Origin of the sequence: Sodalis sp. RH15, from assembly GCF_047324255.1 — a bacterium.
GTDB classification, from domain to species: domain Bacteria; phylum Pseudomonadota; class Gammaproteobacteria; order Enterobacterales; family Enterobacteriaceae; genus Acerihabitans; species Acerihabitans ligni.
This window is the reverse complement of the sequence record NZ_CP178738.1, coordinates 549,635-563,840: the sequence shown is the minus strand read 5'-3', so window position 1 is coordinate 563,840 and position 14,206 is coordinate 549,635. Positions and strand designations below refer to the sequence as shown.

At 57.4% G+C, this 14,206-nt stretch carries 15 protein-coding genes; 4 read left to right on the top strand and 11 right to left on the bottom strand.

All coding sequences use genetic code 11. The annotated features are described in order from the left end of the window. Nucleotides 1-28 precede the first annotated feature (28 nt). A complete protein-coding gene (gene ggt / locus ACL2XO_RS02530; protein ID WP_413742121.1) occupies nucleotides 29-1,774 on the bottom strand; it encodes a gamma-glutamyltransferase in 1,746 nt (581 codons plus the stop codon). A 154-nt stretch (nucleotides 1,775-1,928) separates the two neighbouring features. Here ggt and ACL2XO_RS02525 point away from each other — a divergent pair, with 154 nt between their 5' ends. Further along, a complete protein-coding gene (locus ACL2XO_RS02525; RefSeq protein WP_132923875.1) occupies nucleotides 1,929-2,222 on the top strand; it encodes a DUF2756 domain-containing protein in 294 nt (97 codons plus the stop codon). 144 nt (nucleotides 2,223-2,366) lie between these two features. Here ACL2XO_RS02525 and ugpQ read toward each other — a convergent pair whose 3' ends face one another. From ugpQ to ugpB, 5 genes are all read right to left on the bottom strand, one after another. Further along, entirely contained in the window at nucleotides 2,367-3,134 is a 768-nt protein-coding gene (ugpQ, locus tag ACL2XO_RS02520) for a glycerophosphodiester phosphodiesterase (protein ID WP_132923876.1), read from the bottom strand. Beyond that, entirely contained in the window at nucleotides 3,131-4,207 is a 1,077-nt protein-coding gene (locus ACL2XO_RS02515; RefSeq protein ID WP_132923877.1) for a sn-glycerol-3-phosphate import ATP-binding protein UgpC, read from the bottom strand. The genes ugpQ and ACL2XO_RS02515 overlap by 4 nt, the downstream gene beginning before the upstream one ends. Before the next feature lie 6 nt (nucleotides 4,208-4,213). Next, on the bottom strand, nucleotides 4,214-5,059 hold the full coding sequence (gene ugpE, locus ACL2XO_RS02510; protein ID WP_203524420.1) for a sn-glycerol-3-phosphate ABC transporter permease UgpE: 846 nt from the start codon (nucleotides 5,057-5,059) through the stop codon (nucleotides 4,214-4,216). Then, entirely contained in the window at nucleotides 5,056-5,946 is an 891-nt protein-coding gene (gene ugpA, locus ACL2XO_RS02505; protein WP_132923879.1) for a sn-glycerol-3-phosphate ABC transporter permease UgpA, read from the bottom strand. The genes ugpE and ugpA overlap by 4 nt, the downstream gene beginning before the upstream one ends. Before the next feature lie 65 nt (nucleotides 5,947-6,011). After that, nucleotides 6,012-7,331 (bottom strand): sn-glycerol-3-phosphate ABC transporter substrate-binding protein UgpB, encoded by a 1,320-nt coding sequence (gene ugpB, locus ACL2XO_RS02500; RefSeq protein WP_413726313.1) that lies wholly within the window; start codon nucleotides 7,329-7,331, stop codon nucleotides 6,012-6,014. Between the two features lie 491 nt (nucleotides 7,332-7,822). Between ugpB and ACL2XO_RS02495 the strand changes: the two genes are divergently transcribed. Then, nucleotides 7,823-8,101, top strand: coding sequence for a type II toxin-antitoxin system ParD family antitoxin (locus tag ACL2XO_RS02495; protein ID WP_413726312.1), 279 nt, complete (start codon nucleotides 7,823-7,825; stop codon nucleotides 8,099-8,101). After that, nucleotides 8,098-8,412, top strand: coding sequence for a type II toxin-antitoxin system RelE/ParE family toxin (locus tag ACL2XO_RS02490; protein ID WP_413726311.1), 315 nt, complete (start codon nucleotides 8,098-8,100; stop codon nucleotides 8,410-8,412). The genes ACL2XO_RS02495 and ACL2XO_RS02490 overlap by 4 nt, the downstream gene beginning before the upstream one ends. A gap of 164 nt (nucleotides 8,413-8,576) precedes the next feature. Here ACL2XO_RS02490 and ACL2XO_RS02485 read toward each other — a convergent pair whose 3' ends face one another. Beyond that, nucleotides 8,577-9,311 (bottom strand): HAD family hydrolase, encoded by a 735-nt coding sequence (locus ACL2XO_RS02485; protein ID WP_413742120.1) that lies wholly within the window; start codon nucleotides 9,309-9,311, stop codon nucleotides 8,577-8,579. A 143-nt stretch (nucleotides 9,312-9,454) separates the two neighbouring features. Between ACL2XO_RS02485 and ACL2XO_RS02480 the strand changes: the two genes are divergently transcribed. Next, nucleotides 9,455-10,315 (top strand): LysR family transcriptional regulator, encoded by an 861-nt coding sequence (locus ACL2XO_RS02480; RefSeq protein WP_413742119.1) that lies wholly within the window; start codon nucleotides 9,455-9,457, stop codon nucleotides 10,313-10,315. 157 nt (nucleotides 10,316-10,472) lie between these two features. Here the strand turns inward: ACL2XO_RS02480 and livF are convergent, their stop codons facing one another. The 4 genes from livF to livH are packed head-to-tail and all read right to left on the bottom strand — an operon-like array spanning nucleotide 10,473 to nucleotide 14,162. Further along, nucleotides 10,473-11,174 (bottom strand): high-affinity branched-chain amino acid ABC transporter ATP-binding protein LivF, encoded by a 702-nt coding sequence (livF, locus tag ACL2XO_RS02475; protein WP_132927913.1) that lies wholly within the window; start codon nucleotides 11,172-11,174, stop codon nucleotides 10,473-10,475. A 17-nt stretch (nucleotides 11,175-11,191) separates the two neighbouring features. Beyond that, nucleotides 11,192-11,971, bottom strand: a complete 780-nt coding sequence (livG, locus tag ACL2XO_RS02470; RefSeq protein WP_132923885.1) for a high-affinity branched-chain amino acid ABC transporter ATP-binding protein LivG — start codon at nucleotides 11,969-11,971, stop codon at nucleotides 11,192-11,194. Further along, entirely contained in the window at nucleotides 11,968-13,239 is a 1,272-nt protein-coding gene (locus ACL2XO_RS02465) for a high-affinity branched-chain amino acid ABC transporter permease LivM (protein WP_132923886.1), read from the bottom strand. The genes livG and ACL2XO_RS02465 overlap by 4 nt, the downstream gene beginning before the upstream one ends. Further along, a complete protein-coding gene (gene livH, locus ACL2XO_RS02460; protein WP_132923887.1) occupies nucleotides 13,236-14,162 on the bottom strand; it encodes a high-affinity branched-chain amino acid ABC transporter permease LivH in 927 nt (308 codons plus the stop codon). Before livH ends, ACL2XO_RS02465 begins: the two co-directional genes overlap by 4 nt. Nucleotides 14,163-14,206 lie beyond the last annotated feature (44 nt).

Genomic DNA, 14,206 nt, shown 5'->3' with positions numbered 1-14,206 from the left:
CCTCTCGTATATCGAGCCAGTCCTGGCCCTAATATCCTGCGGTCAAATCATCTATGGTTCTCGGATCGGATGCGCCGCTGAGGGTGCCGTCGGGCATCACCATGATGCTCTGCGTGCTGCCCATGACCGGTTGAACCGACACATGCTGGCCTTTTTCAGATAACAGCCTCAGCGTATCCGGACTGAAGCCTTTTTCCACCCGCAGCTCATCCGGCGTCCACTGCTGATGGAAACGCGGCGCATCGGTGGCGTCGGCGATATTCTGTTTGAAATCGATGGTGTCCACCAGGATTTGCAGGACGGTGGTAATAATTCGGCTGCCCCCCGGGCTGCCGGTAACCAGCCAGACTTTACCGTCTTTTTCCACAATGGTGGGGGACATGGACGACAGCGGCCGCTTGCGCGCCTGTACCGCGTTGGCATCTCCTCCCACCAGCCCGTACATGTTCGGTACGCCCGGCTGGGCGGCAAAATCATCCATTTCATTATTCAACAGGATGCCGCTGTTGCCCGCCATGATACCGCTGCCGAAGAAGGTGTTCAGGGTATAGGTTACCGCCACTGCGTTCCCCTGCCCGTCGACAATGGAATAATGGGTGGTTTGGTCGCTCTCGTAAGGCTGAATCCGGCCGGGCTTGATCTGGGTGGAAGGAATGGCATGTGCCAGGTCGATGCGCTGCGCCAGGGTTTTGGCATAGGCTTTATTGGTGAGTGCGGCTACCGGCACGTTGATAAAATCGGGATCGCCAAGGTATTCCGAGCGATCGGCATAGGCGAATTTCATCGCTTCCGACATCACCTGGATGGCATCGGCGCTGCCGGCGCCCATTTTCGCCAAATCAAAATTCTCCAGAATATTCAGGATCTCGATGATATGGATACCGCCGGAGGACGGCGGCGGCATGGAGTAAACCCGGTAGCCGCGATAGGTGCCGGATACCGGCTGGCGTTCCACCGCGCGGTAGGCCGCCAGATCCGCCTTGCTAATCAATCCCCCCTGCCGCTGCATCTCGCCGGCGATGTCATCGGCGATAGCGCCCTGATAAAAAGCCGCCGGCCCCTGGGCTGCGATGGACTCCAAGCTATGGGCCAATTGCGGCTGTACCAGTTTTTCCCCCTCTGCGTAGGGCTGTCCGTCTGCCTTGAAAAATACCGCTTTACTGTTCGGGTGATTAACGAGCACTTCTTTGCCATAGCCGGCCAGATCGGACGCCAGGGCCCGGTTAACGATAAATCCGTTCTTTGCCAGGGCGATGGCCGGCTGCATCACCCGTTGCAACGGCCAGGAACCGTATCGTTCCAGCGCCAGGGACAATCCCGCCACCGTGCCGGGGGTGCCGGATGCTAGGGGACTTAACAGGGATAGCCGACTGTCGGCCTTTCCGTCCGTACCGATAAACATATTGCGGGTGGCCCCGGCAGGCGCCATTTCCCGAAAATCCACCGCCGCCGTCTTGCCCGCGGCGGTACGAATCAGCATAAAGCCGCCGCCCCCGAGATTGCCCGCCTGCGGATGTGTCACCGCCAGGGCATAACCCACCGCCACCGCCGCATCCACCGCATTGCCGCCGGCGCGCAGTACATCCACCCCCACCCGAGTGGCCGTCTCGTCCACGGTGGAGACCATGCCGTGCCGGGCGGTGACCGGGTGATGAATATCGCTTTCAACCCCGTAAGTGAGGGGTGCGCCGGCGGCCGGCAATAGCAGTGCCTGGGAAAACAGCGCCGCCAGTAATAAGCCGGCCCGGCAACGGGAGACAATGGCAAGAAACATTCTTCACCCAAATGGTTAACTAACGAATTATTAATTAACTTAGCACCCTATGGTTTTTTTATCCTGCGGCATGAATCGCAATAAGCACAGTCTAACCCTGCGTTTCCACCGGTTTGGCGTAAAATTAACGTAGGGTGTCCCCAACGAGGTGTATATGAAATTAATGATATGGCTGGGTTTGACGGTCGCGCTGGCGGCCTGCGCGGTGTCGGCGGCGCAAAAGCCCGGGGTTGCCGGGCAGCCTTACCCGCCCTTCACGCCGTCGCCGGCCCAGCAGCATTTGCAGCAGCAAATGCAAATGAACGCGCAACAGCAGCAAACCCGCTTACAGCTTCAACAGCAAATGCAACGAGACCAGCAGCGCAGCCAGCTGCAATCCCAGCTCAATGCCGATCGGCAGCGAACGCAGCAAAACGCGCCGGCCAATCAACTGCAGCAAAACCCGTAACGGCAGAATCAGCACCGTTTAAACAGGATGCCGGCTCATTGAGAAATCGGCACCGTTCACGCATGGCGCCCTTCCCGGCGGAATTTTCACCGTACTACGCAGGGCGCCGGTTGCCGGCGGAATTTGATCGGTTTAAGCAGGAGGCTAATTCGCGCTCTCGGTGAAATCGGCGCCGAAATCGGCGTCAATCAGGTCTATCCGGTCGGTGCAGAGGGAATCGACGCCCCAGCTTAGCAGGGTTCGCGCACGATAGGGACTGTTCACCGTATAGGCCAGGATATGCAAACCGGCGTCGATAATCTTCGTGACGCGCTCTTCAGTCAGCAGTTCGTGATTAAGATGCAGGGCGCTGCATTCCAGCCGCTGAGACAGCGCCGGCCAGTTGTCGTCCCATTCGTCGAGTAATAGTCCGCGCGGTAGTTCCGGCGCGCTTTTCAGCGCCTCGGCCAGCGCCTCGATGGAAAACGAGGATAACAGCGGCGGCGGCGACATATGGCGCCACAGCTCCCTTGCCGCCAGCGCAACGGCGCGGCCGGTTTCAACATCGGCGCCGGTGGTGGGTTTTATTTCTATATTCACCGCCATTCCATATTTGGCGCAGCGCGCCGCCACCTCGGTGAGCAGGGGCAAAGGCTCCTCGCGAAAAGCATCGCTGTACCACTCGCCGGCATCCAGCCTGGAAAGCGTCTCCCAAGGCTGCTCGCCGGCAATGCCCCGGCCGTTGGTGGTGCGTTCTAGGGTATCGTCATGTAACAAAAATATCTGTCCGTCAGCGGAGAGCTTGGCGTCCACTTCAATCATCTTCTGTCCCAGACGCGCTCCGGTATCAATGGCGGACAGGGTGTTTTCGGGCGCCTGCGCGCCGCCGCCGCGGTGGGCTACAATAGTCGGGTAAGGCCAATCTTCTGTCATATTTCCACCCGGGATCCGCTTAAGGGATCAAAAAAGTGCCATGCCTGGGCCGGGCACAATATAGGGAGGACCGTGCCGATGGCGGGTTGGTCGTCATGGGAAAGCCGCATTACGATATCGCAGGCGCCCCAGCGTCCGTGGACCAGATTATCGGCCCCAAGCTGTTCAAGGGTCACGACTTCCAATTCAACACCCCCGGTTTTGGACCTGGATTGTTCAATATGCTCCGGACGGATACCCGCGGTCAACTCGCGTCCGCGCCATAATGCGGCAAAACCGGGAAAAGGGAGGGAGGGACCGCCCGTTATGTTAAAAAAACCGCCGTCTTCGCTGACCCGGCCGGGCAGCAGATTCATCGCCGGCGATCCCATGAAACCGGCCACAAACAGCGACGCCGGCCGGCGGTAAATTTCCGTCGGGGTGCCGATTTGCTCCACCCGGCCTTTGTTCATGACTATCACCCGCTCCGCCAGGGTCATGGCCTCCACCTGATCGTGGGTGACATAGAGACTGGTGGTCCGCAGGCGCCGGTGCAGCAGTTGCAGCTCCAGGCGCATCTGGGTGCGCAGCTTCGCGTCCAGGTTTGATAGCGGCTCGTCAAATAAAAACACCGCCGGTTCGCGCACCAATGCCCGCCCCATGGCCACGCGCTGCCGCTGCCCGCCGGAGAGTTCCCGCGGTTTGCGGGCCAACAACCCCTCCAGCTCCAGCATTTGCGCGACGTTATCCACCAGCTTGCGGATATGCTGCTTGCCGAAGCCGCGGATTTTCAGGCCGTAGGCCATATTGTCATAAACGCTCATATGGGGATATAAGGCATAATTCTGAAACACCATGGCAATGCCGCGATCTTTGGGCTCGCGTTCGGTTACCCGCTCGCCGTCAATATAGATATCGCCGCTGCTCACGCTTTCCAGCCCGGCCACCATGCGCAGCAGAGTGGATTTGCCGCAGCCGGAAGGTCCCACCAGCACGATAAATTCACCGTCGGCCACATCCAGATCCAGCGGCGCGATTACCGGGGTGCGGCCGTCATAGCTTTTGACCACCGATCGTAAAATTAGACTTGCCATAGATAATTATTTCTCACTGTCAACCAGCCCGCGCACAAACCAGCGCTGCATCAGCAGCACGATCGCCACCGGCGGAAGCATGGTAAGCAGCATTGCCGCCATCACGTCATTCCACTGTGTGGTGCCGTCTCCCAGGGATATCATGCTTTTAATGCCCGCCACCGCCGTACCCATGGCGCCGTTATTGATAATCAGAATCGGCCATAAATACTGATTCCAGCCGTAGATAAAGGTGATCACGAACAATGCCGCCAAGTTGGTTTTCGACAGCGGCAGCAAAATATCCCAAAAAAACCGCAGCGGGCCGGCGCCGTCGATGCGCGCCGCTTCCAGCAATTCATGGGGTACGGTTAAAAAAAACTGACGGAACAGGAAGGTGGCGGTGGCCGAAGCCATCAACGGCAGGGTCAACCCGGTATAGCTGTCCAGTAAATGCAGATTGGCGATGACATCGACGGTGGGGAAAATACGCACTTCCACCGGCAGCATCAGCGTCATGAAAATCAACCAAAAGAACAGGCTGCGCAGCGGGAAGCGGAAATAGACAATGGCATAAGCGGATAAAATCGAGACAAAAATCTTGCCGATGGTGATACCCAGGGCCATGACCAGACTATTGAACAGCAGCCGGCTGAACGGCACCGCCTGGGAACCGACGCCTTGCAGCCAGACATGGCGGATATTATCCCACAGCGCACTGCCCGGCAGCAGGGTAAGGGGCACCTGGAATACTTGTTTATCATCCAGCGTCGCCGCCACCAGGGCGATGTATAACGGCAGCAGGATGATGGCCACCCCCAGAATCAGCATGATGTGGCTGAAGATATCCAGTCCGCGGCGATGTTCAATCATTGGTAGCGCACCTTACGTTCCACAAAACGAAACTGAATAACCGTCAAAATCATTACCAGGATCATCAACACCACGGATTGCGCCGCCGAATTGGCCAGATCCAATCCGGCAAATCCTTCACGATAAATTTTATAGATAAGCGTGGTGGTGGCCTGCACCGGACCGCCGGCGGTGGCCGCGTCAATGACCGGGAAAGTATCGAAAAAGGCGTACACCAGATTCACCACCAGCAGGAAAAAACTCACCGGCGAGATTAACGGCAGCGTAATGGTAAAAAAGCGCCTGACCGGACCGGCTCCGTCGATGGCCGCCGCTTCCACCAGGGAACGGGGTATGGACTGCAGCGCGGCGAGGAAAAACAAAAAGTTGTAGCTGACCTGCTGCCATACGGAAATCAGCACCACCAGGAACATCGCCTGGCCGCTATTCTGCGCATGATTCCACAGATAGCCGAAGTGGTTCAGCAGATAACTCACCAATCCCATACCGGGATTGAACAGGAACATCCACAGTACCGCCGCCACGGCCGGGGCGATGGCGTAAGGCAACAGCAACAGGGTTTGATAAATGCGCTTGGCCCGCAGGACGTGATCCACCAGCGCGGCCAGAAATAGCGAGACCACCAGGCCGATACCGGTGACCAGAGCGCTGAAAATCATCGTGGTTTCAAAAGAAGCCAGGTAGTACTCATCCTTTGACAGGCGGATGAAATTATCGAGGCCGACAAAAGTGCTGGAAAGGCCGAAGGGATCCACCTGCTGTACCGAATACCAGAGCGCTTTTCCCGCCGGCCAGAGAAAAAATACCGCGGTAATCGCCAATTGCGGCAGCAGCAGGACATAAGGCAGCCATGTGTTGGTAAAACCGCGATGCGGAGCGTTAGCCATAGACAACCCAATCCGGTGGACGCAAAACGACCCGGGGCAATAACCCGCGGGTCGAAAGGGTGGATTTAACGTACCGATTGTTCAAAGCGGCGCAGCAGCTCGTTACCGCGTTTTACCGCATTGTCCAATGCTTCCTGCGGCGTGGCTTTACCGGTCCAGACCCGTTCCAGCTCTTCATCCACCACGGTGCGGATTTGCGGCATATTGCCTAACCGTAACCCCTTGGTGAACGGCAGCGGCGGTTTGTTCAGCATCTGTTTGGTGGCAATATCCGAACCTGGATTTTTATCATAAAAACCCTGGGACTTGGTTAATTCATAGGCGGCGGTGGTGATGGGCAGATAACCGGTTTTCTGGTGCCATTCGGCGGCAATGTCCGGTTTGGACAGGAACTGCAGGAACTCCGCCACGCCTTTATAGGTGTTGTCGTCCTTACCGTTCATCACCCACAGGCTGGCGCCGCCGATAATGGCGTTCTGCGGCGCGTCTTTCACGTCGGCGTCATAAGGCATCATACCCACGCCGTAATTGAATTTGGCATATTGACGGATATCCGCCAGCGAACCGGAGGAGGCGGTGGTCATGGCGCATTCGCCGTTATAGAATTTCGCGGTGGACTCATCTTTACGGCCGTAATAGCTGAAATCGCCTTTCTTGTTCATATCCTCCAGCAGCTGGATATGCTTGACCTGCAGAGGTTTATTAAACACCAGCACCGCGTCGAAACCGCTGAAGCCGTTGTTTTCGGTGGCCACCGGCAAGGCGTGCCAGGCGCTGAAGTTTTCAATCTGGATCCAGCCCTGCCAGCCGCTGGCGTAACCGCAGGTCATGCCGGCGGCGCGCAGTTTGGACGCATCTTCCGCCAGTTCCTGCCAGGTCTTGGGCGCGACATCGGGGTTCAGACCGGCTTTTTTGAACGCGTCTTTATTGTAATAAAGCACCGGCGTGGAGCTATTGAACGGCTGGGAGAGCAGATGGCCGGTTTTGCTGTCGCTGTAATATCCCGAGACCGTTGGCACGAAGGCCGACTCATCGTTTTTGATACCGGCCTGCTCGAATACCTGGTAAACCGGTTTAATGGCATGGCTTGCCATCATGGTGGCGGTGCCTACTTCATATACCTGAAGAATGGCCGGCGCATTGCCGGTGCGGTAAGCGGCGATGCCCGCCGCCAGGCTTTGTTCGTAGTTGCCTTTATAGGAAGGGACAATGCGATAATCCGACTGGGATTGGTTAAAACGGGTCGCCAGGGAGTCGACCTCGGTGCCCAGCGCGCCCTCCATCGAATGCCAGAAAGGTATCTCGGTTACGGCCTGCGCGCCGGTACTTAACGCCAGCGTCAGTGCAATGCTCATTGTTGTTATACGGATACTGTGCTTCAACATGCCTGTCTCCTGAATGCCCAACGAAAAAATTCATCGGTCTGTAACATGACATGTCGAAATGACAGAATAAGAACAGGGTTGTGACAGCGGGATGACAGCGGGCTTGCTACGAGAAATGAAGAATCCCTTAAATTACCGAATTGAACCTCCCTCCTGCTATGGGGACCTATGCTCTATCGGCCATAAACCACATCACAACGCCGGTCGATAAGTAGTTGAATTTCATTCAATGCGCCGCATAATGCCCGATTAAAAGTGGTAGTAACATTTTATTACAGTTATGCGGCACTAGGGGCGGCGGTAGGCACAGCCACCGTGGTGACCGGTGGCGTTATCGGCGGTGCATGCATCGACGCATCCGGCGGAGCAGACGCAGAGCGAAGGGCCGGACGGTGATGAAAGACACCGGACTGCTGGCCGACCTGCTGGCAGATGACGTGGGCGACAAAAATGAGTATGATTAAATCCTACTCGTTAGAAGGAGAAACACGATGCGCACCACACAACAAATGAGCATTACCCTGCCCAATGAAATGGCAGCCAATGTAAAATCCAAAGTCGCCAGTGGAGAATATGCCTCTGAAAGCGAAGTTATCCGCGAGGGCTTGCGGGCGCTGGACGCGCGCGATAGGGCCATGGAAACCTGGCTGCGCGAAGAGGTGGCCCCGGCGTATCAAGCGCTTAAGGCCGACCCAAGCAGGGGAATGAGCGCGGATGAAGTGCGCGCTAACCTAGCGCGGGCCCACAGGGAGAAAACCAAAAAGGCATGACGGACTATCGGGTGGTGTTCGCACCGGAAGCGAACAAACAGCTTATCGCACTCTATGACTATATCGCTGACGCCGCTTCGGCGGGTGTAGCACAAAGCTATACGGACGGCGTTGTGAGTTACTGCGAATCGTTAGCGCAGTTCCCGTACAGAGGAAACCGGCGCGACGAACTGTTGCCGGGGTTACGGATAACCCACTATCGAAAACGCACCATTATCGCCATAGTGGTGAATGACGAAGCTCAGGAAGTTAACATCACGGGCATCTGGCACGGCGGCCGGCAATATGAAAGCGCGTTCGAGGTGGAATAACCCGAACACTGGCGCGGCAACAAAACTAGCTCGCTCTCTGCAAGGCCGCTGGGGTACGGTACGAGGAGGTGCTTATCGAGCGCGTACTGCACACGTCTCGTAAGATAACGAGCCGATAGCAGGACTTTCAGGTCCGTCAGAATAAATGCACGCCCGCCGTTCCCTTAGCCCCCGGCGCCTCTTAGCGCCGGCCGTTTGTCATGATGCGCAGAAATCCGCTCCACGATTACCTCATACCCTGGGCAGAATGAAAGGATAGCGCCTGTCGCGTCGTTGACGATGACTTTCATGCCCCGGAAGTCGGGTACGACGACTTTTGCGCCAAGGGGTATCAGGTCTTCATCGCCGATGCCGACGCAATAGGCGCCGGCGGCGACAGCAGAAGTCACCCCGCTCTTGGCGTCCTCGAAAACGACGGTTCTGCTCGCGGGAATACCCAGACGTTCGGCCGCGAGCAGGTAGGGATCGGGGTGGGGTTTGCCACGGGCCACGTCATCCCGTTCAACGATTACCGAGATATAGGGCTCAGCCTGGAGTAACGCGATGACCCGATCGATTTTCAGGCGCCAACCGCTGGTGACGATACCCACCGGAATCCCGGCCGAACCGAGGGAAGCGATAAGCTGCGCCACGCCCGGAATGGGCTCGCAATCGGCGGTATTTTCAACATGGATAATATGCGACTGAATCTTCGCCTGATCGGAAAGCGGCAGATCGTGGAACAGCGCGCGGATGGTATGCGGCCCGGGCTGGCCGTGGATGTGCTTAACGATGTCATCCGGTGTGATCCGGCGCCCGTACAGTTGGGCAGCCTCGCGCCATCCCTGCTCAATGACGGCCCGGGAATCGATTAATACGCCGTCCATATCAAACAAGACCGCCGCTATTTTCTCACTCATCTATTATTTCTCCATGACACAATAGCGCGTCGCGCTTAATGTGGGTGGCGGCGACTGCCTGAAAGGAATATCAATGTCACCCATAAAATCCACACTGTATAATGACTTTTTTTCCAGGTTTGATAAGCGGCGGGAATGGATGAATGGATATAAAGCTATTGCGGTCATTCGTTACCTTGGCGGAGCTGGGAAGTTATCACGCCGCGGCCGAAATCCTGTGCTTGACGCAACCTGCATTGACCAAGCAAATTCAAGCGCTTGAGCACCAGATCGGCGTCAGTCTCTTCCGGCGCGGCCGCCATGGTTCCATGCTCACGTTGGCGGGGAAACAGCTTTATGCCAAAACAGGCGAATTGCTGAAACATTTCGATGACTTTCAGGAATATACCTCCCGAATACGGGAAGGCAACGAGGGAAAACTGGCGCTTGGGTTCGGCATATCGTCATTTCAGCTTGCTCCTGCCTGGGTACATACTTTTCGTGAACAATTCCCCAATGTAGAAGTATCGTTAAATGACATTCCGTCCAATATACAATGCCGAATGCTCATTGAGGGACAACTTCAGGCCGGTTTTATCCGCTTGCCGATGCCCGAACCCCTTAAAGCCAAGGTGCTGATGGAAGAGAAACTGGTACTGGCTGTTCCTGCAAGCGTTCAGGCGGATCCCGCGAATATCCAGCGCATACTTGAAATGCACCCGCTGCTGCAAATCAATCCGCGCCGCGGGCGCTGCCTGGCCGAGCAATCAGCCCTTTTCCTCAAATTAAATCATCTCAGCGCCAAATGTTCCTTTGCCGCTGATGATATCCATAGCCTATTAGCATTACTCGCGGCGGGAAACGGTGTGGCTTTGCTGCCCTCCGGTATCAGCCATTTTCTGCCGACGGGCGTGAGTATTGTGCAGCCGGAGGAAAGCCACGCCCTTTGGCAGATTGGGGTGGCATGGAATCCAGACATAAAGGATGCGCTGCGGGATAGCTTTTTACAGATGATGGCCGCATAGCCTAAGACACGCCGCCCCGCCATCAGCGATGGCCAAGACAGGCATGCCTGTGGGAAAGTCCGCGTTGCGTGCCGGTCGGGCTTTCGGGCCCGACCTCCTCTTAACCTGCGGTTTTCGTTTGTCGTGCCATCCTTTCAGCCGAACCAAATCCCCGCCCTTATCCCCCCAAATACGCGCTGCGCACCGCTTCATTGGCCAGCAGCGCCGCGCCGGTATCCTCCAGCACGATGCGGCCGTTTTCCAGCACATAGCCGCGATCCGCCAGCTTTAGCGCCTGGTTGGCGTTCTGTTCCACCAGGAAGATGGTCATCCCTTCCTGGCGCAGCTGCTCGATGGTATCGAATATCTGCTGGATGATAATCGGCGCCAGGCCCAGGGAGGGTTCGTCCAGCAGCAGCAGCCTGGGCTGGCTCATCAGGGCCCGGCCGATGGCCAGCATCTGCTGTTCGCCGCCGGACATCGTGCCGGCGCGCTGGATGCGCCGCTCGTAGAGCCGGGGGAACAGTTCATATACGCGTTTGATGCGCTGCTGATACTGCACGCGGTCGGCAAAAAAGCCCCCCATCGCCAGGTTCTCTTCCACCGTCATGCGCGAAAAGACCCGGCGGCCTTCCGGTACGATAGCGATGGTGGCGCGAGTAATGCGCGCCGTGGGCCAATGGGTTATCTCATTGCCGTCGAAGAATATCTCCCCGGCGGTGGCACGGGGATCGCCGCATAATGTGCCCAGCAGGGTGGTCTTGCCCGCGCCGTTGGCGCCGATAAGCGTCACGATTTCACCCTGTTCGATATGCAGACTCACCTCGTGCAGCGCCTGGATTTTACCGTAATGGGCCGATACTTGATTAAATGACAGCATCTCTGTTCTCTTACTCATCAGGCCTCACCCAGGTAAGCCCGAATCACGTCCGGATTGGAACGGATTTCAGCGGGGGTGCCGTTCGCCAGAGGCGTCCCCTGGTTAACGACATAAATTCGATCGGAAATGCCCATCACCAGCTTCATATCATGCTCGATTAACAATACCGAGACGTTATGTTGTGAACGCAGCTCCGCGATCAGATTATTCAGTTCGGCGGTTTCATTCGGGTTCAGGCCCGCCGCCGGCTCGTCCAGCATCAACAGCGAAGGACGGGTCACCATGCAGCGGGCGATTTCCAGCCGGCGCTGCTGGCCGTAAGCCAGATTCCCCGCCTGGCGGTTGGCCATCTCCAGCAAGCCCACGCGGTCCAGCCAGGTACCGGCGTAATCCTGCGCCTCGGCTTCCGCCTGGCGGAAGGCGCGGGTTTTCAGCAAGCCGGCGAATACCCCGCTCTTCAGGTGCTGATGTTGGGCCACCAGCAAATTCTCAATCACCGTCATCTCGCGGAACAGCCGCACGTGCTGGAATGTCCGCACCACGCCCATCCGGGCGATTTTCTGGCCCGGCAGTCCCTCCAGATGCTGATCCCGCAGCAGGATAGTGCCGCCGGTGGGGCGGTAGAAACCGGTGAGGCAATTGAATACCGTGGTCTTGCCGGCGCCGTTGGGGCCGATAAGGGAGACGATTTCGCCGGGGAACAGGTCCAGATCCACTTGATTCACCGCCAGCAGGCCGCCGAAACGCATGGACAATTGCCGGACGGACAATAACGGCTGTAAAGCAGCGTCGCTCATGCCTGCGCTCCTTTACCGGTTTTCATTTTCATTTGCGGACGTTTCATCGGCAGCAGGCCCTGCGGCCGCCAGATCATCATCAATACCATCAGGGCGCCCAGCAACAGCATGCTGTATTGGTTCAGGTCCCGCATCAGTTCACGGGAGACCACCAGCAGAATCGCCGCCAGGATCACCGCGAACTGCGATCCCATGCCTCCCAAGACCACAATGGCCAGCACAAAGGCGGATTCGACGAAGGTGAACGATTCCGGACTGACAAACCCCTGCCGCGCGGCGAACAGCGTACCGGCAAAACCGGCGAACGCCGAGCTGATGGTGAAAGCGGTCAGTTTGATTCTTGTCGGGCTCAAACCCAGGGAACGGCAGGCAATCTCATCTTCCCGCAGCGCCTCCCAGGCCCGGCCCAGCGGCATGCGCAGCAGGCGGTTGATGATAAACAGCGTCAAGATAACCAGCAGTAGCGCCACCATATATAAGAAGATGATGCGATCGTTGGGGTCATATTTCAGGCCGAAAAAGTGATGAAAGGTATCCCATCCCCCCTCCCGTGCCTCACGGCTGAACTCAAGGCCGAACAAGGTCGGTTTCGGTATTTGGCTGATGCCGTTCGGACCGCCGGTCAATTCGGTGTTATTCAGCAGCAGGATACGGACGATTTCGCCGAATCCCAGCGTGACAATCGCCAGATAGTCCCCGCGCAGCCGCAACACCGGGAATCCCAGCAGCAGGCCGAACACCGCCGCCGCCAGTCCGGACAGCGGCAGGCACTCCCAGAAACTCAGGCCGTAATAATGGGTCAGCAGGGCATAGGTATACGCCCCGATGGCATAAAAGCCGCCATAGCCCAATACCAATAAGCCGGACAACCCCACCACCACGTTCAGGCCGAGGCCCAGCATGATATAAATCAGGGTCAGGGTGGCGATATCCACCGTACCGCGGGACACCAGGAACGGCCAGGCGATGGCGGCCAGGATCATCACCAGCGCCAGCCATTTCTGGCGCGGCGTGGAACCGTCGAAGCTGGGCAGCACCCAGGACGGGCCGCTGATTTTTTGCAGGCCCTGCTGGAACGAGGGCCGCAGCAGCTGGAACAGGAACACTACCCCGCAGCCGGCGCCAATCCAATACCAGCGCACCTGTCCGGCGCCGTGCACCACCAGGCGGGTGCCGTCCAGGCTAAGCTGCATCCCCATGACGATAGAGGCCAGCACTAATAACATCAGCGCGGACAACAGCGCGCCGAAGAACGTATTGATCTTCATACCTTCTCAACCTCCGGACGGCCCAGAATCCCGGTAGGCAATACCAGCAGCACCACGATAAGCAGGGCAAACGACACCACATCTTTGTATTCGCTGCTCAGGTAAGCCGACGTAAGGGCTTCCGCCACGCCTAGAATCAATCCCCCCAGCATGGCGCCGGGAATACTGCCGATACCGCCCAGCACCGCGGCGGTAAACGCCTTCATGCCGGCCATAAAGCCGATATAGGGATTGATCACGCCGTAAAACTGGCCGAGCAACACGCCCGCCACCGCCGCCATCGCCGCGCCGATCACAAACGTCAGCGAAATCACCCGGTCGGTACTGATGCCCAGCAGGCTGGCCATCTTCAAATCTTCAGCACAGGCGCGGCAGGCGCGTCCCATGCGGGAATAGCGGATAAACAGCGTCAATGCCAGCATGGCGACAAAGGTCACTGCCCAGATAATGAATTGCATGGTACTGATGCTGGTAACAAAACCGTTGTTTTGCCCCAGGATCCACTGGCCGCTCACCAGGTTAGGCAGCGCCAGATCGCGGGATCCCTGCGACAGGCTGACATAATTCTGCAGAAAGATGGACATGCCGATAGCGGAAATCAGGGCTATCAGGCGTTTTGAGGAGCGCACGGGCTTGTAGGCCACCCGTTCGATACTCCAACCATACGCGCTGGCGATGACGATGGCCGCGATAAACCCGGCGCCTATCAAAAGCCAGCCGGCATCGATACCCATCATCATCAACGCGGCAATGACAATAAACGAAACATAGCTACCGATCATATACACCTCGCCATGGGCGAAGTTAATCATGCCGATAATGCCGTAAACCATGGTGTAGCCAATGGCAATCAATGCATAGGTGCTGCCCAACGTCAAACCGTTGAACAACTGCTGCAAAAAGTAAAGGAACTGCTCGGACATACCATAACCTTTGTAGCCGCCCCCGGCGCGGGACCGATGCCGGG

Coding starts and splice junctions, on each gene's coding strand:
- ggt (WP_413742121.1), bottom strand. CDS start 1,774: ATGTTTCTTGCCATTGTCTCCCGTTGCCGGGCCGGCTTATTACTGGCG.
- ACL2XO_RS02525 (WP_132923875.1), top strand. CDS start 1,929: ATGAAATTAATGATATGGCTGGGTTTGACGGTCGCGCTGGCGGCCTGC.
- ugpQ (WP_132923876.1), bottom strand. CDS start 3,134: ATGACAGAAGATTGGCCTTACCCGACTATTGTAGCCCACCGCGGCGGC.
- ACL2XO_RS02515 (WP_132923877.1), bottom strand. CDS start 4,207: ATGGCAAGTCTAATTTTACGATCGGTGGTCAAAAGCTATGACGGCCGC.
- ugpE (WP_203524420.1), bottom strand. CDS start 5,059: ATGATTGAACATCGCCGCGGACTGGATATCTTCAGCCACATCATGCTG.
- ugpA (WP_132923879.1), bottom strand. CDS start 5,946: ATGGCTAACGCTCCGCATCGCGGTTTTACCAACACATGGCTGCCTTAT.
- ugpB (WP_413726313.1), bottom strand. CDS start 7,331: ATGTTGAAGCACAGTATCCGTATAACAACAATGAGCATTGCACTGACG.
- ACL2XO_RS02495 (WP_413726312.1), top strand. CDS start 7,823: ATGCGCACCACACAACAAATGAGCATTACCCTGCCCAATGAAATGGCA.
- ACL2XO_RS02490 (WP_413726311.1), top strand. CDS start 8,098: ATGACGGACTATCGGGTGGTGTTCGCACCGGAAGCGAACAAACAGCTT.
- ACL2XO_RS02485 (WP_413742120.1), bottom strand. CDS start 9,311: ATGAGTGAGAAAATAGCGGCGGTCTTGTTTGATATGGACGGCGTATTA.
- ACL2XO_RS02480 (WP_413742119.1), top strand. CDS start 9,455: ATGGATATAAAGCTATTGCGGTCATTCGTTACCTTGGCGGAGCTGGGA.
- livF (WP_132927913.1), bottom strand. CDS start 11,174: ATGCTGTCATTTAATCAAGTATCGGCCCATTACGGTAAAATCCAGGCG.
- livG (WP_132923885.1), bottom strand. CDS start 11,971: ATGAGCGACGCTGCTTTACAGCCGTTATTGTCCGTCCGGCAATTGTCC.
- ACL2XO_RS02465 (WP_132923886.1), bottom strand. CDS start 13,239: ATGAAGATCAATACGTTCTTCGGCGCGCTGTTGTCCGCGCTGATGTTA.
- livH (WP_132923887.1), bottom strand. CDS start 14,162: ATGTCCGAGCAGTTCCTTTACTTTTTGCAGCAGTTGTTCAACGGTTTG.